This window comes from Actinomadura sp. NPDC023710, from assembly GCF_040639875.1.
In the GTDB taxonomy this organism is placed as follows: Bacteria; Actinomycetota; Actinomycetes; order Streptosporangiales; family Streptosporangiaceae; genus Spirillospora; species Spirillospora citrea.
Map to the genome: position 1 here is coordinate 237982 of NZ_JBFAGB010000008.1, position 19247 is coordinate 257228.

Consider the following 19247-nt stretch of genomic DNA (forward strand, 5'->3'; position numbering starts at 1 on the left):
CGGTCGGCGTCTAGATTCGCGGCATGATTGTTTTCGCGCAGCTCAGCGACACCCATCTGGACGGCGGCGAGGGCCCGGCCGAACGCGCGGCCCGCGTCATGGACCACCTGAACGGCGTGCCGGTCGACGCCGTCCTCGTCACCGGGGACATCGCCGACCACGGCGAGCCCGCCGAGTACGAGCAGGCCCGCAAGGTCCTCGCGTCGGGGCATCCGGTCCTGACCTGTCCCGGCAACCACGACAGGCGCGGCCCGTACCGGGAGGTCCTGCTGGAGGAGCCGCCGGGCGGCGGCCCGGTCAACCGCGCCCACGAGATCGCCGGGGCCACCTTCCTGATGTGCGACTCGACCGTCCCCGGCGAGGACCACGGGCGGCTCGACGACGAGACGATCGGGTGGCTCGACCGGCGGCTGGCCGCGGCGCCGGACGCTCCGGCGTTCGTCTGCTTCCACCACCCGCCCGTGAGGCTCCAGATTCCGTACGTGGACGGGATCCGGCAGTTCGGCGAGCGGCGCCTGGCCGAGGTGGTCCTGCGCCACCCGCAGGTCGTGGCGGTGCTGTGCGGGCACGCCCACACGGCGGCGGCCACGACCTTCGCGGGACGGCCCCTGCTCGTCGCGCCCGGCGTCGTGTCGACCCTCCGGCTGCCCTGGCAGGAGGGCGACATCGCCGACCTGGACGCTCCCCCGGGCGTCGCCTTCCACGTCCTGGACGACGAGGGGCGCCTGAGCACGCACTACCGCACCTTCTAACGGTGCGCGGTCCAGGTCCGGGTGATCTCCTCGGCGGCGTCGCGGACCAGCGTCCGGTACCGCTCGACGGCCTCGGGGGTGAAGCGGTGCCGGGGCCCGCACACGCTGATGGAGCCGTGGACCTCGCCGTCCGGGCCGAAGAGGGGCGCGGCGACCGACCCGGCGTCGGCCTGACGCTCGCCGAAGGAGACGCCGACGCCCTCCCGGACCGTCTCGGCGAGTTCGGCGCGCAGCGCCGGCCCGCCGGTGACGGTCCGGTCGGTGAGCGCCGCCAGCGGGCGGGCCAGCACGGCCTCGCGCCGCTCCTCGGGCAGGAACGCGAGGATCACCCGGCCCGAGGAGCCCGCGTGCAGCGGGAACCGCCGCCCGACCTCGACGGTCATCTTGACCTCGCGGGGGCTCTCGAACTGGTCGAGGTAGACCCGCTCGTCGCCGACGAGCCCCGACAGCGTGGTCGTCTCGCCGGTCTCGTCCCGCAACCGGCGCAGCACGGGCGCGGCGACGGTGCGGACGTTGAAGCGCCGCAGCGCGCTCACGCCGAGGGCGACGGCGGCGGGCCCGAGCCGGTAGCCGGACGTGCCCGCCTCCAGCATCTCGCGCGACACGAGCGACTGCAGGATGCGGTACACGACGGCCTTGGAGATGCCGAGCTCGCGGCCGATGGCGGTGACGCCGAGGTACTCGGGCCCGCCGGCGAACAGCAGCAGCACGTCGGCGACGCGCCCGGCGACCTCGGTTCCCCCCGGGGCCGGAGCGGCGGTCTGGTTGGTCACTGGACGATCCTAGGGAATGGGATCAGCGGCCGCGGTGGAGGTAGCGGCCGGCGGGAGCGCCGGTGATCTCGCCGTCGGCGTAGACGCGGCGGCCGCGCACGAAGGTGTCGGTGACCCGCGCGGTCATGGCGAAGCCCTCGAACGGCGTGTACTCCTGCGTCGACTCGGAGTCGGCGGCGCGGACCGTCCAGGACACGTCCGGGTCGACCAGGGCGATGTCGGCGTCGTACCCCTCGGCGATGGCGCCCTTGGTGAGAAGCCCGTAGCGCCGGGCGGGGTTCCAGGACGTCAGCTGGGCGACGCGCTGGAGCGGCAGGCCGCGCTTCAGTCCCTCGCCCACGAGGCCGGGCAGCAGGTACTCGGCGCCGCCGAAGCCGGACTTGGCGAGGAAGACGTCGTCGCGGTCGGCGCCGAACTTCATCTCGTCCCGGCAGCAGGCGTGGTCGCTGACGACCCAGTCGACCTCGCCGGCGAGGACGTGCCGCCACAGCGCCTCGACGTCGGAGCGCTCGCGCAGCGGCGGGTTGACCTTGCCGCCCAGGCCGTGCGCGGTGTCGACGTCGGCGAGCAGGTGCCCGATGGTGACCTCGCGGCGGAAGTCGATGTGCGGGAAGGCGCCCGCCATGGTCAGCGCGGCCGACAGCGCCTTCTCCGACGACAGGTGCAGCAGGTTGATGTTGGGCAGGCCCGTCTCGTGCGCGAGGTAGGACGCGATCGTGACGGCGAGGCCCTCCGAGTGCGGGGGCCGGGACGCGCTGTAGGCGCGCAGCCCGGTCAGCGACCCGTCGCGCTCCACCATCCTGGTGTACGCGGTCATGATCTCGGCGGTCTCGCAGTGCAGCGACAGGGAGATGTGCGGCGCGTACTCGGCGAGCTGCTCGCGGGCCTTCTGGACGCCGCGCATGACGAACTCGAAGTGGGCCACGTCGTAGCGCTCGTCCGGCGGCGTCATGAGGAAGTCGCTCTGGCCGGACGAGCGCCCGTGCAGGCCGTGGCTGCCGTAGAACATGAAGATCTTGAACGAGGTGACGCCGTGCTCCTCGACCAGGTAGGGGATCTCCTCGATGTGCCGGGCCATCATCGGCGCGAGGTGGAAGGCGTAGTCGACGTAGGCGTTGCCCTGTGCGGCGCCGAGCACCTCGGGGAAGAACTCGCGGTACGGTCCTCCCCTGTTCAGGTAGTACTGGCCGGTGCGCATGTAGGTCAGGGCCGTGGTGACGCCGCCCTGCGCGGCGGCGCGGCTCTCGGTGCGGGTGTCGGTCACCAGCTCGTTGTAGATGCCCCAGTGCTGGTGGGCGTCCACGACGCCGGGGAAGGCGAGCCGCCCGCGGCCGTCGATCACGGTGGCGGCGTCGTCGTCCGGCAGCCCGGGCGCGACCCGCGCGATGGCGCCGTCGTTCACGGCGATGTCCAGGGGCTCGGGCTCGGTGCCCTCGGGGGCGTCGGGGCGGACCACCCGCACGTTCTTCAGCAGCAGCTCGGTCGTCGCCATGGTGGTCTCCTCAATTCTCGCGGGTGGTCGTGCGGCGGGCGATGGCGCCGGCCGCCAGGTAGGCGAGCCCGAAGGCGGGCAGCAGGCCGTTGCCGGGCAGGTAGCCGCCGGCGCCGTGGCCGGAGATCCCGGCGGCGGCGCCGCCCGCGGCGTACAGGCCGGGGATGGGACGGTCGCCGGGGTCGACGACCGCGGCGTCACCGTCGACGAGCAGCCCGCCCTGGGTGTGGAAGAGGGCGGGGACGACGCGGACGGCGGCGTAGGGGGCGGCGAGCGGGCGCTCCCAGTGGGTGCGGCCGTGCTCGTCGGGGCGTTCCCCGCGCGCGGCGGCGGCGCCGGCCTCCAGTTCGCGGGCGAGGGCCCCGGCGGGGAGGCCGGTGGCCTCGGCGAGGCCCTCGGCATCGTCGGCCCAGACCAGGACGCCCGACTCGACGGTGTCGCGGAAGTCCTGGAACGGCCGGCACTGCTCGAAGATCGTCTCGTCCAGGACGATCCAGCCGGTGGAGCCGGGACGGGCGGCCAGTTCGGCGGCGTACTCGGAGTAGCCGCGGGTCTCGTCGCCGAACCGGCGCCCGTCGAGGTCCACCATGATCCCGCCGTGGATGATCGTGGCCCAGCCGACGAGGGTGCCCGCGCCGGCGGCGACGGCGCCGTGCCCCTGGTAGGCGTCCAGGTAGCCGGTGGCGGCGCCGAGCCCGCCGCCGATGCGCAGCGCGTCCCCGCGGGACCGCTCGCCGCCCTGGTAGAGGGCCTCCGCGATCTCGGGCAGGTGGCGCCTCACCAGGGCGCGGTCGGCGCCGAAGCCGTTGGTGGCGAGGAGCACGGCGCCGGCGGGGATCTCCTCCTGCGTCCCGTCCGGGTACCGGACCAACGCCCCGCGCACGGTGGTGGCGGCACCGGGGCCGCCCGTGGTCGTCACGTCCACGAGCGCGGCCGGGACGAGCAGGTCGATGCCCGGGTGCTCGCGGACGCGGCGGGCGAGGTGGTCGATCACGCTGGAGCCGTGCCGCCCGGGGACGGAGTGGCAGCGGTGCACGGAGTGGCCGGGGTAGTTGAAGTCGGTGACCAGGGAGAGCGGCAGCCCGGCCGAGTCGGCGAGCCACTCCACGAGCGGGCCGCTGACCTCGGCGAGCGTGCGGGCGAGGCGGGCGTCGGCGCGGCCGCCGGTCTTGGCCGCGATGTCGGCGGCGAACCGGTCCGGGGAGTCCTCGACGCCCGCGGCCTTCTGCCAGCGCGAGCCCGCGCCGGGGAACATCGCGGTCGACATCGAGGTGTTGTTGCCGCGCCGGAAGTGCTCGCTCGCCTCGACGACGAGCACGCTGAGGCCGAGTTCGGCGGCGCGCAGCGCCCCGGCGAGGCCGCCGCCGGCGCCCGCGACGACGAGGTCGGGTCCGCCGGTCACGCGCTCCCCCCGATCACCATGAGCCGCAGGGCCAGGGCCGTGGGGTCGACGATCCGGGCCGCGAAGCGGTGCTCCGCGACGTCGACGGCCGAGCAGCCGTTGATCACGGCGGTGGCCCCGGCGGCGGCGAGCGCATCCGCCGCCGCGCCGAGGGCGGCGTTCCAGGCGCCCGCGTCGGCGACGGCGTCGAAGGGCAGGTCCAGCACCTCGATCCCGGCGGTGCGGGCGTCCAGGCCGTAGGCCGTGAGGCGGCGGCGCAGCTCCGCACCGATCGCCTCGTTCCGCACCACCGCACCGAAACGTACATTCATCGCAGAAAGATACAGACTACTCAGCCTGAGCAGGCCGTTCACCGGAACGGCCTGGTCGGCGGCGTGGCCGGCGGGCGCAGGGCCCTCGGGCACGGCCGGGTCCAGCACGCAGTCGGGAAAGGCGAGGTCCCAGCCGTCCCCGGCCCGCGCCAGCGCGGCGGCGACCTCATGTTCGGACGCGCGGATCGACGCCTCGTCGTCCAGCGAACCGGGCGCGGCGGGGCCGACGTCGCGCAGCTCGACCGACAGCCCCGGCGGGGCGAGCCGGTCGTAGCGGGCCTGCCTCCTTCGGATCTCCTCCGGCGGCAGATGGATCGGCGTCACGGCAAGGGCGCGCATCACTTCGGCTCCTTCGTCTCGTCTGCGCCGGCGAGTTCGCGCAGGCGCTCACCGGCGTGGTCCAGGGCGGGCAGCTCGCGGGCGAAGGCCGCGGCCCTGCCGATCAGGTCCTCGCGTCCGGGCAGCCGTCGCCTCAGCAGGGCCAGGAGCTCCCCTTCGTCCAGGGGGCGGTGGTCGGCGTCGCCCACCGGGTTCGGCACCTCGCGGATCCGGGTCGTCCCGTCGGCCAGCGCGACGGTGACGCGCGCGGCGCGCTCGTCCGGGAGCCGGGCCGTCAGGTCGTCCGCCTCGACCAGCCGGACGCGCCGGGCGAGGGCCCGCAGCCGCGGGTCCTCCAGGCTCGTGCGCGGTCCGACCTCGCCGTGCAGGAAGGCCGCGGCCACGGCGAACGGCGTGGAGAACATCGCCGACAGCCGGTTGTGCCAGCGCGCCGAGCCCAGCCCGGCGCCGAGCGCGTGCGTCTCGACCAGGACCGCGGTGATCCGGGACGGGTCGAGCCCGGGCCGCAGGTCGAGGACGGCGTCGGCGGCCGGATGGGTGAACGAGCAGGAGGCGTGCCGCTTGAAGTAGCCGTGCGCGATGTCCCAGCGGTCCCCGAGCCCGCCGGTCAGCTCGGACGGGTCGAACTCCCCCAGCAGGGTCCCGAGCGAGAGCGCGGCCGTCCCGGTGTTGCGGGCGGACCCGGCCGCGGCCATCCGGGCCGCCACCAGGCCGGACATGTTGGCCGCGCCCATCCAGGCGTCGCGCACCGGGTTGCCGTCGGTCGCGGACGCGAAGTGCCCCGCGACCGGAAGCCCCGCACCGGTGTCGATCGCGGCGGCGACGGCGTCCGGGCCGAGGCCGAGCAGCCGGGCGCATCCGGCGGCGGCGCCCGCGACGCCCCAGCTCCCGTGCGGGTGCGCGCCAGGCCGCAGCCGCGACGCCCGCCCGAACCGTGACGCCACCTCGTAGGCGGCGAGCAGGGCGGCGGCCGTGTCCGCCCCGGAGGCGTCCACCTCCGACGCCAGCGCCAGCACGGCCGGGAAGCCGTGCGCCGCCGGATGCCCCTTGGCGTACTTGTTGCCCTCGTCCAGTTCGAGGCAGACGAGGGCCGTCGCGTTCAGCCAGGCGGCGGCGTCGACCGTGACGCAGCGCCCGGCGCCGATCAGCGGCGCGGGCCCGGCGGGCGCGTTCCACGCCGAGCGCATCGCGCTCGTCTCCTCCAGCCCGGCGCCGAGCGCCGTCACGCCGATGACGTCGAGCAGGACGAGCGACAGCCGGTCGAGCACCGGCTCCGGCACCCGCGCCGCGTCCAGCCGCGCGACCCACTCCCCCAGCCGCGCCGTGGCCTCCACCGCATCCGTCACAGCCCCAGGTACGCCTTCCTGACCTCGGCGGATCCGGCCAGCTCGCGGCCTGTCCCGTGCAGGACGGTCGATCCGCTCTCCATGACGTAGGCGCGGTCGGCGATCCCGAGCGCCTGCTTGGCGTTCTGCTCGACGAGCAGCACGGCGACGCCGGTGTCGCGGATCCGCTTGACCGCGTCGAGCACCGCCCAGGTGAGTTTGGGCGAAAGGCCGGTGGACGGCTCGTCCAGCATGAGCAGCTTCGGCCGGGCCATCAGCGCGCGGCCGATCGCGAGCATCTGCTGCTGCCCGCCGCTGAACGTCTGCGCGATCTGCGCGCGGCGCTCGGCGAGGACGGGGAACAGCTCGAACACCTCCCGCATCCGGGCGGCGGCCTCGGCGGGCGGGCGGGTCCAGGCGCCCATCCGCAGGTTCTCCTCGACCGTGAGCGTGCCGAACAGCGCCCGGTCCTCGGGAACGTGCACGAGGCCGTCCCGGACGAGCTGGTCCGGGCGCCGCCCGGCCGTGGACGCGCCCGCGAACGTGACCGTCCCGGACGTCGGCCTCAGCTGCCCGCACACCGCGCGCAGCGTGGTCGTCTTGCCCGCGCCGTTCGCGCCGACGAGCGCGACGATCTCGCCCTCGCCGAGCCGCAGGTCGACCTCGTGCAGGATCCGCATGCGGCCGTAGCCGGCGCAGAGCCCGTCAATCGCCAGCATCGTCCGGCTCCTCTCCGAGGTACGCCTCGATCACGCGGGGGTCGGAGGTGACCTCCGCGGCCGTCCCGGCGGCCAGCACCCGGCCCTGGTCCAGGACGAGGACGCGGTCCGACAGCCGCATCACGGCCGCCATGATGTGCTCGATGAACAGCAGCGTCGTGCCGTCCTCCACCCGCAGCGCGGCGAGCAGGTCCAGGACGGGTTCGCGCTCGGCCGGGACGAGTCCGGCGAGGACCTCGTCCAGCAGCAGCACCCTCGGCCGCATCGCGAGCGCGCGGGCGAGTTCGAGCCGCTTGAGCCCGGCGGTCGGCAGTTCGGTGGCGCCCCGGTGCGCCCACTCTCCGAGCCCGACGCGCTCCACGACGTCCATCGCCCCTGCCCGCAGGCGGTGCGGCGATTGGCGGCGGTGCTGGGCGGCCAGGGCGACGTTCTCCAGGACGGTCATGCTCCCGAACGGCCGCATCAGCTGGAACGTCCGGACCATACCGGCGCGGGCGATGCGGTCGGGCGAGGCGCCGGTGACGTCCCGGCCGCCGAACTCGACCCGGCCCGCGTCGGGGGCGAGGGCGCCGCAGATGACGTTGAACAGCGTCGTCTTCCCGGCGCCGTTCGGGCCGATGACGCCGAGGATCTCGCCTTCGGCGACCCGCAGGTCGACGTCGGCCAGGGCCCGCAGGCCGCGGAAGTGCTTGCCGACGCCGGACACGGTCAGCACGGTCTCGCCGGACGGGCTCATCCGCGCCACCTCGCGGCGATCGTGCCGACGATTCCCTTGGGGAGCAGCCGGACGATCAGGATCAGCAGGACCGCGTAGACCGCGACGTCCAGGCCGCTGCGCCCCTGCAGGAAGTCCAGGAAGCCGGGCGGGGTCCGCAGCAGCGTCGCGGTGACGTCCGACAGCGAGCCCAGGACGACCGCGCCCGCGACCGGGCCCCAGACCGTGCCGATGCCGCCGATGACCACGGCCGCGATCGCCTGGATCGACACCGAGGACCCGAACGCCAGATCCGGGTTCACGAACAGGTAGTACTGCGTGTAGAGGGCTCCGGCGACGGCGGTGATCGCGGCCGACAGCGCGACCGTGACCAGCTTGTACCGCAGGACCGGCGTACCGAGGGACGCCGCCGCGAGCTCGTCGTCGCGGATCGCGGTGACGTAGCGTCCGGTCCGCGAGTACAGGAACAGGATGCTGACCAGGGCGGCGAGGCCCGCGAGGGCGAGCGCGATCCAGAAGTAGGCGGGCGAGTCCGCCGCGAACTGGATCTTCCAGAGCGAGGACCCCTGGATCAGCGGGACGGTGAACCCGACCGCCTTGCCCGTGAACTCCGTCGTGGTGACCACCAGCCGGAGCATCTCGGCGAACGCGAACGTCGCCAGCGCGAAGTAGGCGCCCTTGAGCCGGTAGCGGAACGCGAAGAACCCGATGACCACGGCGACGGCCGCCGCGACCGCCATCCCGGCGAGCATCCCGATCCAGGGCGACACCCCGTGCTCGACCAGCAGGTAGGCGCTGGTGTAGGCGCCGAGGCCGAAGAACGCGGCGTGCCCGAAGCTGAACATGCCGCCGAACCCGCTCATCACGTTCCAGCCGATCGCCATCAGCGCGAAGATCAGGATGCGGACGGCGACGGCTCCCTGCGCGGGCGGCAGCACCAGCGGCAGCGGGATCGCCAGGAGCAGCAGCACCGCCAGGACGGCGAGCTGCCGGTTCTGCGGCCGCAGCGGCGGCGCCTTCGCCGGGCGGGCCGCGCCGGCGCCGGGGCGGCCGGTGAGGGTGATGCCGGTCATGCTCGCCTCCCGAACAGTCCCTGCGGGCGGAGGAACAGCACGACCAGGAAGACGGCGAACACGCCGAGCAGCGAGCTCTGGCCGTCCATGTAGATCGTGGTGAGCTGCTCGACCAGCCCGATGAGCAGCCCGCCCGCGAGCGCCCCCGCCACGTTGCCCATGCCGCCCAGCACCACCACGACGAAGGCGGTGATGTTGAACTGCTCGCCGAGCGTGGGCGTCACCGTGACGAGCGGCGCGGCCAGCACGGCCGCCGCTCCGGCGCAGGCGGTGCCGATCGCGAACGTCAGCGTGTGGACGCGGCGGACGTTCACGCCGACCAGTTCCGCGCCAGCCCGGTTCCCGGCCACCGCGCGGATCGCCGTGCCGAACCGGGTGCGGCGCAGCATCCAGAACAGCGCCGCGCCGATCAGGACGGCGCCGAGGAAGGCGTACAGCCGGGCGCCCGACACGACCGCGCCGAACAGCGAGAACTGGAAGTCGCCGGGCAGCGCGACGTTCTTGGGCTCGGCGCCGAAGAACATCAGCAGGCCGTTCTCCAGCAGCAGCGACAGGCCGAGCGTGATGAGCAGCTGGTTCTCCAGCGACGCGCCGCCCGTCCCGCCGAGCAGGCCGCGGTGCACGGCCGCCCCGATCAGGAACAGCGCGGGGACGGCGACCAGCAGCGTCAGGTAGGGGTGCAGGCCGGTGCCCTGCACGACGCCGAACGCGATGAACATCGCGATGGCGAGCAGCGCCCCGTGCGCGAAGTTCACGATGTCGAGCACGCCGAAGATGAGCGTGAGGCCCATCGCGATGAGACCGTACAGCCCGCCCATCAGCAGGCCGGTGACCACCGACTGCCAGACGACGAGGCCGCTGCCGGACTTGATCAGGGCGACCGCGATCGCGGCCGCCACCAGGCCGCCGGTGACGGCGGCGCGCTTGAGGACGGCCGCCGTCACGCCGCCGGGGAGACGGCGCCGGACGGCGGGGGTGGGAGGGGACTGGGCCTTGGTTCCGATGTCGCTCATGACCGCCACGTCACCGAGTAGTTGGGCTGGGATTCGGCCTTCTCCGGCGGGTAGACCTGCTTGACCCCGCCGCCCTGCACCTGCATGAGGACGGGCAGGGCGTTGCGGTTGTCCCCGTTCGGGGCGAAGGAGATCGGGCCGGTGCCGACCGTGAGGGGCTCGACCTTCGAGGTCGCGATCGCGTCGCGCACCTTCTCCGCGTCGGTGGTGCCCGCGCGCTCCACGCCCTGTGCGATCACCTGGACCGCGTCGTAGGCGAGGACCGCGCCCGTGCGCATGGGGGCGCCGTAGCGCCGCTGGTAGTCGGCCCGCAGCTTCTCCGTCTGCGGGCTCCGGGCGTCGAAGTGGTAGTTGGTGCTGAAGATCCGCTCTGCGGCGGCGCCGCCGTCGGTGACGAACTTGGGCTGGTCGTAGGCGCCGTTGGACACGCCCCAGATCGCGTTCAGGGCGGGCTTGACCGCGGCGACGGCCTTGGCCGCGAGCAGGCTGTCGCGGTAGTAGCCGGCGACGGCGAGGACGTCCGCGCCGGACGCCTTGACCTGCGTGATCTGCGCGGTGAGGTCGGACACGGTGAGCGCGTCGTAGCTGATGTCCGGGCCGACCTCGATGCCGAGCCGCTTCGCCGCCGCGGAGAACGCCTCGGCGGCGCCGCTGCCGAAGTCCGTCTGCTCGTGCAGGAACGCGACCTTGCGGACGGGCTTGCCCGCCCGCTCCGAGACCTCCTTGAGGTAGCGGGCGGCGGCGCCCGCGATCGCGGCGCTGCCCGGCTGGACCCGGAAGGCGTACCGGTAGCCGTGGGCGAAGATCGCGTCCGAGGCGGTGACGTCCATGACGAACGGCACCCGGTTGCGCTCGGCGACGACCGCGACGTTCGTGCTGACGGCACTCTGGTAGGTGCCGACGAGCCCGACCGCGCCCGCGGAGATGAGGCGCTGGGCCTCGCTCTGGCCGACCTCCGCCTTGCCCTGGGTGTCGCCCGTCTCCAGTTCCACCTTGCGACCGCCGAGGGACCGGATGCCGCCGGCGGCGTTGATCGCCTCCACCGCCATCCGCGCGCCGCGCCGCATCTGCTGGCCGTCGACGGCGTTGGCTCCGCTGACCGGGTGCAGCGCGCCGATCTTGACCGGGCCCTCGTCGCGCCCGGCCGCCACCCCGGCCGCACCGGACGGCGCCGAGCCGCCGCAGCCGGCCGCGGCCAGCAGGACCGCGCACGCGCCGAGCCCGGCGGCGAGCTTGCGAGCCGACATTCATCTCTCCTGCCCGTAGGCTCCTGCCCTCTGATGAGTGTTCCGCTTAGAGGAACAGCAGGTCAGTGTTGCGTCATGGTGGCATCCGTCACGCCATTGGGTCAATATCTAGGTGAAACTTGACGAAACTCGCTACGCAGTGCCAACTTGAAGACTCCGGGTCGCCTCGCGAGCCGGTCGCACACTCCATTGACGTTTCTCTAAGAGAAACAACCAGCGAAGGCGGTGCCGTCCCATGACCGACGCCCTGTCCGGAGTCCGGGTCCTCGACACGGCCACGCTGTTCGCCGGACCGCTCGCCGCGACGCTGCTGGGCGACTTCGGGGCCGAGGTCATCAAGATCGAGCATCCGGCGGGGGACCCGGTGCGCAGCCACGGAGCGCAGCGCGACGGCGTCGGCCTGTGGTGGAAGATGCTCGGCCGCAACAAGAAGGCGATGACGCTCTACCTCGGCTCGCCCGAGGGCCAGGAGCTGTTCCGGCGGCTGGCCGCCGACGCCGACGTGGTGATCGAGAACTTCCGTCCCGGGACGCTGGAGCGCTGGGGCATCGGCCCGGACGAGCTGCGCAGGATCAACCCGCGGCTCGTGCTGGCCCGGGTCACCGGGTTCGGGCAGACCGGCCCCTACGCCCGGCGGCCCGGGTTCGGCACGCTCGCCGAGGCGATGAGCGGATTCGCCGCGATCACCGGCGAGCCGGACGGCCCGCCGACCCTGCCGCCCTTCGGCCTCGCCGACGGGATCGCGGCGCTGACCACCGCGTTCGCGGTGATGACCGCGCTGCGGGCGCGGGAGGCGACCGGCGAGGGCCAGGTGGTCGACCTGGCCATCATCGAGCCGATCCTCACCCTGCTCGGCCCGCAGATCATCACCTACGACCAGCTGGGCGAGCTGCAGGCCCGCACCGGGAACCGCTCGCACAACAACGCGCCGCGCAACACCTACCGGACCCGCGACGGCGGCTGGGTCGCGATCTCCACCAGCGCCCAGTCGATCGCCGAGCGGGTGATGCGGCTGGTCGGCCGCCCCGAGCTGATCGACGAGCCCTGGTTCGCGACGGGGACGCAGCGCGCCCGGCACGCCGACGTGCTGGACGAGGCGGTCGGGTCGTGGATCGCCAGGCGCGACCGCGACGAGGTCGTCAAGGCGTTCGAGGAGGCGCAGGCCGCCGTCGCCCCCGTCTACACCGCCGCCGACGTGATGGCCGACCCGCAGTTCGAGGCGCTCGGCACCATCGCCTCCGTCCCCGACGACGAGCTCGGCCCGGTGCGGATGCAGAACGTGCTGTTCCGGCTGTCGGGGACGCCGGGCCGGATCACCTCGGCCGGGCCGCCGCTCGGCGCGCACACCGCCGAGATCCTCGCCCGCTACGGCGTGGACGGGGCCGGGCTGGAGGACCTGCGGGCCAAGGGCGTGATCAGGTGACGCCGCGGACCTGGCTCTACGTCCCGGGCGACCGCCCGGACCGGATGGCCAAGGCACTGGCCTCGGCGGCCGACGCGGTGATCCTCGACCTGGAGGACGCGGTCGCGCCGCCGGCCAAGCAGGCCGCCCGCCGGGCCGTCCTGGACGCCCTGGGCGCGCTGGACGCCGGACGCACCGCCCACGTGCGGATCAACGCGCCCGCCACCCCGGACGGCGCCGACGACATCGCGCTCCTCGCGGCCGCTCCGAGCGGCCTCGCGGGGGTACGGATCCCCAAGTGCGAGCACCCGGCCGAACTGCGCCGCGCCGCCGACGCGCTGGGCGTCCCGGTGCTCCCCGTCCTGGAGTCGGCGCTCGGCGTGGAGAACGCCTTCGCGCTCGCCACCGCGCACCCGCTCGTCGCCGGGATATCGCTGGGCGAGGCCGACCTGTCCGCCGACCTGCGGGTGGCGGGGGGCGACGCGCTGGCGTGGCCGCGCTCCCGCGTCGTCGTGGCCGCCCGCGCCGCCGGGCTCCCGTCCCCGCCGCAAAGCGTCTGGACGGCCGTCCGCGACCTGGACGGCCTGCGCGCCGACACGCTCGCCGGGCGGCGGGCCGGGTTCTTCGGACGCTCGGTCATCCACCCCGCGCAGATCCCCGTCGTGCACGAGGCGTCCGCACCCGACCCGGACGAGGTCGCATGGGCGCGGGACCTGATGAGCCGGCTCGCCGAACGCGGGGACCCGGCTCGCCGGGCCGCATGGATCGACTCCGCCGGCCGATTCGTGGACAAGGCGGTCGTCGAGCGCGCCGCATGGCTGCTCGACGCCGCCGCGTCCGCCGACTCCACCGCCCCGCCCGTCAAGGAAGGCCACCGATGAACTCGCAGGATCCGCTGCTCGCGGCCGTCGCCGGAGGGGTCCGGCTGATCGAGCTGGGCCAGCCGTTCTTCACCGGCATGCCCTGCTCGCCCAACCACCCCGGGTTCCGCATGACGCTGATCCGCAGGCACGGCGACATGGAGCGCCCCGACGGCGGCTCGGCGGCCAACGAGATCATCGTGACCGGCGGGCACGTCGGCACCCACATCGACGCGCTCTCCCACGTCAGCCACGACGGGGAGCTGCACGGCGGGATCTCCGCCGCCGACGCCCAGCGCGGCGGCGCCTTCACCAGCCACGGCGCCGAGAACCTGCCGGGCCTGCTGCGCCGGGGGGTGCTGCTGGACGTGGCGGCGGTCCACGGCATGGCGACGCTGCCGCCCGGCTACGGCGTGACCGCCGAGGACCTGGACCTGGCCGCAGCGCGCGCCGGGACCGAGCCGGGCGCCGGCGACGTGGCGCTGATCCGCACCGGGTGGTCGCGCAACTTCGCGGACGCGACCGCCTACCTGGGCCGGGAGACCGGCGTCCCGGGCGCGACGCCGTCCGCCGCCCGCTGGCTGGCCGGCCGCGGCGTGGCCGCGACGGGCGCCGACACGACCGCCTACGAGCAGATCCCGGCGGGCGCGGGGCACAGCGTCCTGCCCGTGCACCGCATCCTGCTGGTGGAGTCGGGGATCTTCATCCTGGAGCACCTCGCCCTGGAGGCGCTCGCCGAGGCCGGGCTGCACGAGTTCGTGTTCGTGCTGGCGCCGCTGAGGATCACCGGCGGCACCGGATCCCCCGTCCGCCCCCTCGCGGCGGTGGCGGCGTGACCCCCGTCCAGCGGCTCGCCGGCCTGGCGGCCACCGTCGCCTCCCGCGGGCTGCCCCCGGAGCTGCGCGCCGACGCGGCGCGGCGCGTCCTGGACGCCCTGGGCAACAGCCTGGCCGCGACAGGTGAGCGGCCGGCGCGGGCCGTCGGAGAGCTCGTCGCCGAATGGGGCGGGCAGGGCCGTGCCACCGCGATCGGCACCGGCACGCGCCTGCCCGAGCCGAGCGCCGCCCTGCTCAACGGGACGCTCGCCCACTCCCTGGACTTCGACGACACGCACCTGCCGTCCGTCCTGCATCCGTCGGCGTCGGTCGTGCCCGCCGCGCTCGCCGCGGCCGAGGCGCACGGCGCCGGCGGCGCCCGGCTGCTGGACGCGGTGGGCGTCGGCGTCGAGATCACCGTCCGGCTCGGCATGGCCGGGTACGACCGCGAGCTCGGCAACTCGGTGTTCTTCGAGCGCGGCCAGCACGCCACCGCCATCTGCGGCGCCGTCGGCGCCGCCGCGTCCGCCGCGATGCTGTCCGGCCTGGACGCCGCCGGGATCGCCGACGCCATGGGCATCGCCGCGAGCATGGGCTCGGGGATCCTGGAGGCCAACCGCACCGGCGGCACCGTCAAGCGGATCCACTGCGGCTGGGCCGCGCACGCCGCCGTCACCGCCGCCGGGCTCGCCCGCACCGGGATCACCGGCCCGCCGACCGTCCTCGAAGGCCGCTTCGGGATGCTCCAGGCGTTCTGCGGCGACCGGGTCGACCTCGACGCCCTCACCTCGGACCTCGGCGAGCGCTGGGAACTGCCCGGCATCTTCTTCAAGCCGTACCCGTGCAACCACTTCACGCACGCCGGCATCGACGCCGCCCTCCGGCTGCGCTCCCGCGGGCTGGACCCGGCCGACGTCGACACGATCGAGCTCGGCGCGCCGACCCCCGTGCTGCGGACGATCGGCGAGCCGCACGAGGACAAGATCCGTCCCCGGTCGGGGTACCACGCCGCGTTCTCCGGGCCCTACACCGTCGCGGCGGCCCTGCTCGGCGGCGGCGGCCTCGGCGTCTTCCACGAGGACTTCACCGACGAGGCCGCCGCCGACCCCGCCCGGCTGGCGCTGGCCGCCCGGGTCGGCTGCGTCCCGGACGCACGCTGCGACGAGATCTTCCCGCACCAGTTCCCGGCCGTGCTGCGCGTCCGCACCCGCGACGGCGCGCTCCTGGAGGAGCGCGTGGACGCCAACCGGGGCGGCCCGGGCAACCCCCTCTCGGCCGAGGAGCTCGCGACGAAGTTCCGCCTCAACGCCGCCCGCCGCGTCCCGGACGCCCGGGCCGACCAGATCACCGACCTCGTCCACGGCCTGGCCGACCTGGCGGACCTCGGCCGGCTCACCTCCCTGCTCGCCTGACGCTAGAGGTGCTCCATCACGAAGACCGCGGCCGTGCCGGGCACCAGGGCCTCGAAGACGTGCGGAGCGTCGCCGGGGTAGGTGAGGTAGTCGCCGGGGCCCAGCTCCACCGGCCCGGACGCGGGCCCGGCCGTGGCGCGGCCGGCGCTGAGGACGACGTGCTCGGTCGTGCCCGGCGGGTGGGGGTCGGAGACCCTGGCCTCGCCGGGCTCCGCCGTGACGCGGTAGAGGTCGCGGCGCGCGTGCGGCGGGGACGACGCCAGCAGCGTCGCGGTGTAGTCGGCCCGGTCGGAGTGCGCGGCCGGCCCCTCCCCCGCCCGGATCACCCGGACGGCCGGGCGCGGCGGGTCCACCAGCCGGCTGAAGGGGACGTTCAGCGCCGTCCCCAGAGCCCAGAGCGTCTCGACACTCGGGTTACCGGCGCCGGACTCCAGCTGGGAGAGCGTCGACTTGGCCAGGCCCGCGCGCCGGGCCAGCTCCGTCTGGGACATCCCGGCGCGCTCGCGCTCCCGCCGGATCGACGCCGCGATCACCGCGATCACATCCACTCGCCCGCTCCCGTCCTCCGAGGGTAGTGTTCACTGTACTGGACGATTGTTCGCCACAACGAACAGGACTGAGCATGAGGCACCTCGGCATCCTCGCCCACAGCGCGGAAGGCGCCGCGCTGTGCTTCCGGACCTTCTGCCATGAGGGCTTCCGTGAGCTGGGCCCCGACGACCACCCGGACGTGACGCTCGACCTCATCGCGCTCGCACGCAGCATGCCCTCGTGGGACGCCGGGGACCACGCCCCGATCAGGAGGATCCTGGCCGAGAGCGCCCGGCGGCTCGCCGCGGCCGGCGCGGACTTCTTCGTCTGCCCCGACAACACCGCGCACCTGGCCCTCGAACACCCCGGCAACGAGCTGGCGCTCCCCGGCCTGCACCTCGTCCAGGTCGTCGCCGACCAGGCCGCCCGCGACGGCCGGACGCGGGTCGGCGTGCTCGGCACCCGCTACACCATGGACGGCCCGCTCTACCCGCGCGAGCTGGCCGCACGCGGCATCGCCGCCGAGGTCCCGGACCCGGTCGACCGGGAGACCGTCCACCGGATCATCTTCGACGAGCTGGTCAACGGGGTCTTCACCGAGGAGTCGCGCCGCGAGTACGTCCGGATCATCGAGCGCCTCGCCGGGCGCGGGTGCGACGCCGTCGCCCTGGTGTGCACCGAGATCCCGCTCCTGGTCACCCCCGAGGCCTCGCCGCTGCCCACGCTCGACTCCACCCGCCTGCTGGCCCGTGCCGCCTTCGACGTGGCCGCGGACCGCCGGCCCCTCCCCACCTGGCGCGGCGGACGCTTCGACGGAAGGTGAAACGACCCGCCCCTAGATTGGCGGCATGGACTTCGGGGACGCGGAGAAGGCGGGCCTGTTCCGGCGGCTCCACCACGGCGACCGTCCGCTGGTGCTGCCGAACGCGTGGGACTTCGCGAGCGGCGCGGCGCTGGCCGAGGCGGGCTTCCCGGCGATCGGCACGACCAGCCTCGGCGTCGCCGCGGCGGCCGGGAAGGCCGACGCGGCCGGCGGCACGCGCGCCGAGACGGTGGCGCTCGCCCGGACGCTGGCGCGGCTGCCCGTCCCGGTGACCGTCGACATCGAGGGCGGGTTCTCCGACCGCCCCGGCGACGTGGCCGAACTCGCCGCCGAACTTTCCTCGTTCGGGATCGCCGGGGTCAACCTGGAGGACGGCCGCGCAGACGGGACCCTCGCGCCCGCCGGCGACCAGGCGGCCGTCATCGCCGCCGTCAAGGAGGCCGCGCCGCAACTGTTCCTCAACGCCCGCACCGACACGTTCTGGCTCGGCACGCCGGACCTGGACGAGACGCTGCGGCGGGCACGGGCGTACGCGGAGGCGGGAGCGGACGGGATCTTCGTCCCCGGGATCGCCGGCGACGCCGGCATCCGCGCCGTCCTGGACGCCGTCGACCTGCCGCTGAACGTGCTGTACCTGCCGGGAAAGAGCGAGTACCCGTGGCTCGCCCGGCTCGGCGTGCACCGGGTGAGCACAGGGTCGCTGCTGTTCCGCACGGCGCTGGGCGCGACGGTCGCCGCGGCCCTCGGCGTCACCGGAGAGGGCGGCGCCCCTTCCGTGCCGTCGTACGGGGACGTCCAGCGGCTCGTCAGTGACCGGTGATCCGGTCGGCGAGGCGCGCCAGGCCCGAGGTGCGCGCGGACGGCGCGGACGACTCGCGGGCGTCGGCCGCGCGGTAGAGGGCGTACATCGCGTGGACGCCGAGCCAGCGCAGGGGTTCGGGCTCCCACCGGCGGACGCGGCGGTCCACCCACGGCAGCGCCGTCAGGTCGGTGTCGTGGCCCAGGACGAGGTCGCGGAGGGTGCGGCCGGCGAGGTTCGCGGTGGCGACGCCGTGGCCGGTGTAGCCGCCGGCGTGGCCGAGCCCGGTCGCGCGGTCGAGGACGACCGTCGCGCACCAGTCGCGGGGGACGCCGAGGACGCCCGACCAGGCGTGCTCCACCGCGCCCTCGTCGGCGACGGCGGGGAGCATGCCGGTGAGCATCGTCCAGAGCGCGTCGACGGTGGCCGGCTCCGTCCGCCCGCCGTCGTCGACGCGCGACCCGTACCGGTAGGGGCGGCCCCGGCCGCCGAAGGCGATGCGGTCGTCGGCGGTGCGCTGCGCGTACATGTAGTAGTGCGCCATGTCGCCGAGCAGTTCCCGGCGCTCCCACCCGATCGCCTTCCAGGTGCGGGCGGGCAGCGGCGTCGTGACGATCATCGAGCTGTTCATCGGGAGCCAGTCGCGGCGGTGGCCGGGCAGCGCCGCGGTGAAGCCCTCGGTGGCCCGCAGCACGTGCTCGGCGGTGACGGTCCCGAACGGCGTGACGGCGGCGGCCGGCCCGCCCGGCCTGCGCGGGTCGATCCGCACGACCGGCGTCCGCTCGTAGATCTGCACGCCGAGCCGCCGGACCGCCGCGGCGAGGCCCCGGACGAGCGCGGCGGGCTGCACGCGCGCGGCGTGCGGGCTCCACGCGGCGCCGGTCGCGCCCTCGACGCGCAGCCGCTCGTCGCGTTCGACGGCGGGCAGCGGGACGAGGTCGTCGTCGCTCCAGCCCCACTCGCGCGCCTCGTCGACCAGGGCGGCGAGGCGGGCGCGCTGGGCCGCGTTCCGGGCCACGTGCAGGACGCCGCCCTTGACCAGGCCGGCGTCGACGCCCTCGGCGCCCGCGACGCGGACGACCTCGTCCACCGCCCGGAACATGGCGTGCTGAAGCGCGATCGCGGCGGGACGGCCGTGCCGGGCGGCGTAGCGCTCCCGGGACCCCGCGATCTCCCCCAGCACCCAGCCGCCGTTGCGGCCGGACGCGCCGAACCCCGCGAACTCGCGCTCCAGCACGACGATCCGCAGGTCGGGACTGTCGCGCTTGAGGTAGTAGGCGGTCCAGAGCCCGGTGTAGCCGGCGCCGACGACGCACACGTCGGCGGTGCACGGGCCCGGCAGGCGGGGGCCGGGGGCGGGGCGCCCGGCCGCCCGGTACCAGTGGGAGACGCCACCGTTGGCGAAGCCGGGAGCCAGGGGCGCCCGGCCCGGGGAGGAGCTCAT

At 74.8% G+C, this 19247-nt stretch carries 19 protein-coding genes; 7 read left to right on the top strand and 12 right to left on the bottom strand.

The genetic code is table 11. The features are described from left to right. Positions 1–23 precede the first annotated feature (23 nt). A complete protein-coding gene (locus AB0H37_RS12360) occupies positions 24–752 on the top strand; it encodes a phosphodiesterase (RefSeq protein ID WP_360612408.1) in 729 nt (242 codons plus the stop codon). On the opposite strand, the gene AB0H37_RS12365 is transcribed toward AB0H37_RS12360, so the two are convergent. Genes AB0H37_RS12365 through AB0H37_RS12410 form a run of 10 tightly spaced genes read right to left on the bottom strand, consistent with a single transcriptional unit; the run spans position 749 to position 11161 of the window. Further along, positions 749–1525, bottom strand: coding sequence for an IclR family transcriptional regulator (locus tag AB0H37_RS12365; RefSeq protein ID WP_360612410.1), 777 nt, complete (start codon positions 1523–1525; stop codon positions 749–751). The genes AB0H37_RS12360 and AB0H37_RS12365 overlap by 4 nt on opposite strands. Before the next feature lie 22 nt (positions 1526–1547). Next, the gene (locus tag AB0H37_RS12370; protein ID WP_360612412.1) at positions 1548–3017 is read right to left on the bottom strand and encodes a dihydroorotase family protein; all 1470 of its coding nucleotides are present in this window, start codon (positions 3015–3017) and stop codon (positions 1548–1550) included. A gap of 10 nt (positions 3018–3027) precedes the next feature. Continuing rightward, positions 3028–4419, bottom strand: a complete 1392-nt coding sequence (locus AB0H37_RS12375; protein ID WP_179835274.1) for an FAD-binding protein — start codon at positions 4417–4419, stop codon at positions 3028–3030. After that, entirely contained in the window at positions 4416–5069 is a 654-nt protein-coding gene (locus AB0H37_RS12380) for a hypothetical protein (protein WP_329090093.1), read from the bottom strand. Before AB0H37_RS12380 ends, AB0H37_RS12375 begins: the two co-directional genes overlap by 4 nt. After that, positions 5069–6415 (bottom strand): MmgE/PrpD family protein, encoded by a 1347-nt coding sequence (locus AB0H37_RS12385; RefSeq protein WP_360612414.1) that lies wholly within the window; start codon positions 6413–6415, stop codon positions 5069–5071. Before AB0H37_RS12385 ends, AB0H37_RS12380 begins: the two co-directional genes overlap by 1 nt. Next, a complete protein-coding gene (locus tag AB0H37_RS12390) occupies positions 6412–7113 on the bottom strand; it encodes an ABC transporter ATP-binding protein (protein WP_360612416.1) in 702 nt (233 codons plus the stop codon). Before AB0H37_RS12390 ends, AB0H37_RS12385 begins: the two co-directional genes overlap by 4 nt. Continuing rightward, on the bottom strand, positions 7100–7849 hold the full coding sequence (locus tag AB0H37_RS12395) for an ABC transporter ATP-binding protein (RefSeq protein WP_360612418.1): 750 nt from the start codon (positions 7847–7849) through the stop codon (positions 7100–7102). The genes AB0H37_RS12390 and AB0H37_RS12395 overlap by 14 nt, the downstream gene beginning before the upstream one ends. Next, a complete protein-coding gene (locus tag AB0H37_RS12400; RefSeq protein ID WP_329090085.1) occupies positions 7846–8901 on the bottom strand; it encodes a branched-chain amino acid ABC transporter permease in 1056 nt (351 codons plus the stop codon). Before AB0H37_RS12400 ends, AB0H37_RS12395 begins: the two co-directional genes overlap by 4 nt. Further along, positions 8898–9914 carry a branched-chain amino acid ABC transporter permease gene (locus tag AB0H37_RS12405; RefSeq protein ID WP_360612420.1) on the bottom strand — a complete coding sequence of 339 codons (1017 nt, stop codon included), beginning with the start codon at positions 9912–9914 and terminating at the stop codon, positions 8898–8900. Before AB0H37_RS12405 ends, AB0H37_RS12400 begins: the two co-directional genes overlap by 4 nt. Beyond that, positions 9911–11161, bottom strand: coding sequence for an ABC transporter substrate-binding protein (locus tag AB0H37_RS12410; RefSeq protein WP_329090081.1), 1251 nt, complete (start codon positions 11159–11161; stop codon positions 9911–9913). The genes AB0H37_RS12405 and AB0H37_RS12410 overlap by 4 nt, the downstream gene beginning before the upstream one ends. Before the next feature lie 235 nt (positions 11162–11396). Here AB0H37_RS12410 and AB0H37_RS12415 point away from each other — a divergent pair, with 235 nt between their 5' ends. Genes AB0H37_RS12415 through AB0H37_RS12430 form a run of 4 tightly spaced genes read left to right on the top strand, consistent with a single transcriptional unit; the run spans position 11397 to position 15650 of the window. Next, positions 11397–12584, top strand: coding sequence for a CoA transferase (locus AB0H37_RS12415; RefSeq protein WP_329090079.1), 1188 nt, complete (start codon positions 11397–11399; stop codon positions 12582–12584). Next, positions 12581–13444, top strand: a complete 864-nt coding sequence (locus AB0H37_RS12420; RefSeq protein WP_329090077.1) for a CoA ester lyase — start codon at positions 12581–12583, stop codon at positions 13442–13444. Before AB0H37_RS12415 ends, AB0H37_RS12420 begins: the two co-directional genes overlap by 4 nt. Further along, positions 13441–14259 carry a cyclase family protein gene (locus tag AB0H37_RS12425; protein WP_179835283.1) on the top strand — a complete coding sequence of 273 codons (819 nt, stop codon included), beginning with the start codon at positions 13441–13443 and terminating at the stop codon, positions 14257–14259. Before AB0H37_RS12420 ends, AB0H37_RS12425 begins: the two co-directional genes overlap by 4 nt. Continuing rightward, positions 14256–15650, top strand: coding sequence for an MmgE/PrpD family protein (locus AB0H37_RS12430; protein WP_360612423.1), 1395 nt, complete (start codon positions 14256–14258; stop codon positions 15648–15650). Before AB0H37_RS12425 ends, AB0H37_RS12430 begins: the two co-directional genes overlap by 4 nt. Positions 15651–15652: 2 nt before the next feature. Here the strand turns inward: AB0H37_RS12430 and AB0H37_RS12435 are convergent, their stop codons facing one another. Further along, positions 15653–16198: an XRE family transcriptional regulator gene (locus tag AB0H37_RS12435; protein ID WP_329090073.1), complete on the bottom strand. Its 546-nt coding sequence runs from the start codon at positions 16196–16198 to the stop codon at positions 15653–15655. A 74-nt stretch (positions 16199–16272) separates the two neighbouring features. Between AB0H37_RS12435 and AB0H37_RS12440 the strand changes: the two genes are divergently transcribed. Continuing rightward, positions 16273–17004 carry an amino acid racemase gene (locus tag AB0H37_RS12440; protein ID WP_360612425.1) on the top strand — a complete coding sequence of 244 codons (732 nt, stop codon included), beginning with the start codon at positions 16273–16275 and terminating at the stop codon, positions 17002–17004. A gap of 25 nt (positions 17005–17029) precedes the next feature. Beyond that, positions 17030–17824 (top strand): isocitrate lyase/phosphoenolpyruvate mutase family protein, encoded by a 795-nt coding sequence (locus tag AB0H37_RS12445; RefSeq protein ID WP_360612427.1) that lies wholly within the window; start codon positions 17030–17032, stop codon positions 17822–17824. On the opposite strand, the gene AB0H37_RS12450 is transcribed toward AB0H37_RS12445, so the two are convergent. Beyond that, entirely contained in the window at positions 17811–19247 is a 1437-nt protein-coding gene (locus AB0H37_RS12450) for an FAD-binding oxidoreductase (RefSeq protein WP_360612429.1), read from the bottom strand. The genes AB0H37_RS12445 and AB0H37_RS12450 overlap by 14 nt on opposite strands.

Bases quoted from the DNA above. Each gene is read 5' to 3' on its own strand.
- AB0H37_RS12360 (WP_360612408.1), top strand. From the start codon at position 24: ATGATTGTTTTCGCGCAGCTCAGCGACACCCATCTGGACGGCGGCGAG.
- AB0H37_RS12370 (WP_360612412.1), bottom strand. From the start codon at position 3,017: ATGGCGACGACCGAGCTGCTGCTGAAGAACGTGCGGGTGGTCCGCCCC.
- AB0H37_RS12380 (WP_329090093.1), bottom strand. From the start codon at position 5,069: ATGCGCGCCCTTGCCGTGACGCCGATCCATCTGCCGCCGGAGGAGATC.
- AB0H37_RS12390 (WP_360612416.1), bottom strand. From the start codon at position 7,113: ATGCTGGCGATTGACGGGCTCTGCGCCGGCTACGGCCGCATGCGGATC.
- AB0H37_RS12395 (WP_360612418.1), bottom strand. From the start codon at position 7,849: ATGAGCCCGTCCGGCGAGACCGTGCTGACCGTGTCCGGCGTCGGCAAG.
- AB0H37_RS12400 (WP_329090085.1), bottom strand. From the start codon at position 8,901: ATGACCGGCATCACCCTCACCGGCCGCCCCGGCGCCGGCGCGGCCCGC.
- AB0H37_RS12405 (WP_360612420.1), bottom strand. From the start codon at position 9,914: ATGAGCGACATCGGAACCAAGGCCCAGTCCCCTCCCACCCCCGCCGTC.
- AB0H37_RS12410 (WP_329090081.1), bottom strand. From the start codon at position 11,161: ATGTCGGCTCGCAAGCTCGCCGCCGGGCTCGGCGCGTGCGCGGTCCTG.
- AB0H37_RS12415 (WP_329090079.1), top strand. From the start codon at position 11,397: ATGACCGACGCCCTGTCCGGAGTCCGGGTCCTCGACACGGCCACGCTG.
- AB0H37_RS12425 (WP_179835283.1), top strand. From the start codon at position 13,441: ATGAACTCGCAGGATCCGCTGCTCGCGGCCGTCGCCGGAGGGGTCCGG.
- AB0H37_RS12440 (WP_360612425.1), top strand. From the start codon at position 16,273: ATGAGGCACCTCGGCATCCTCGCCCACAGCGCGGAAGGCGCCGCGCTG.
- AB0H37_RS12445 (WP_360612427.1), top strand. From the start codon at position 17,030: ATGGACTTCGGGGACGCGGAGAAGGCGGGCCTGTTCCGGCGGCTCCAC.
- AB0H37_RS12450 (WP_360612429.1), bottom strand. From the start codon at position 19,247: ATGAGCTCCTCCCCGGGCCGGGCGCCCCTGGCTCCCGGCTTCGCCAAC.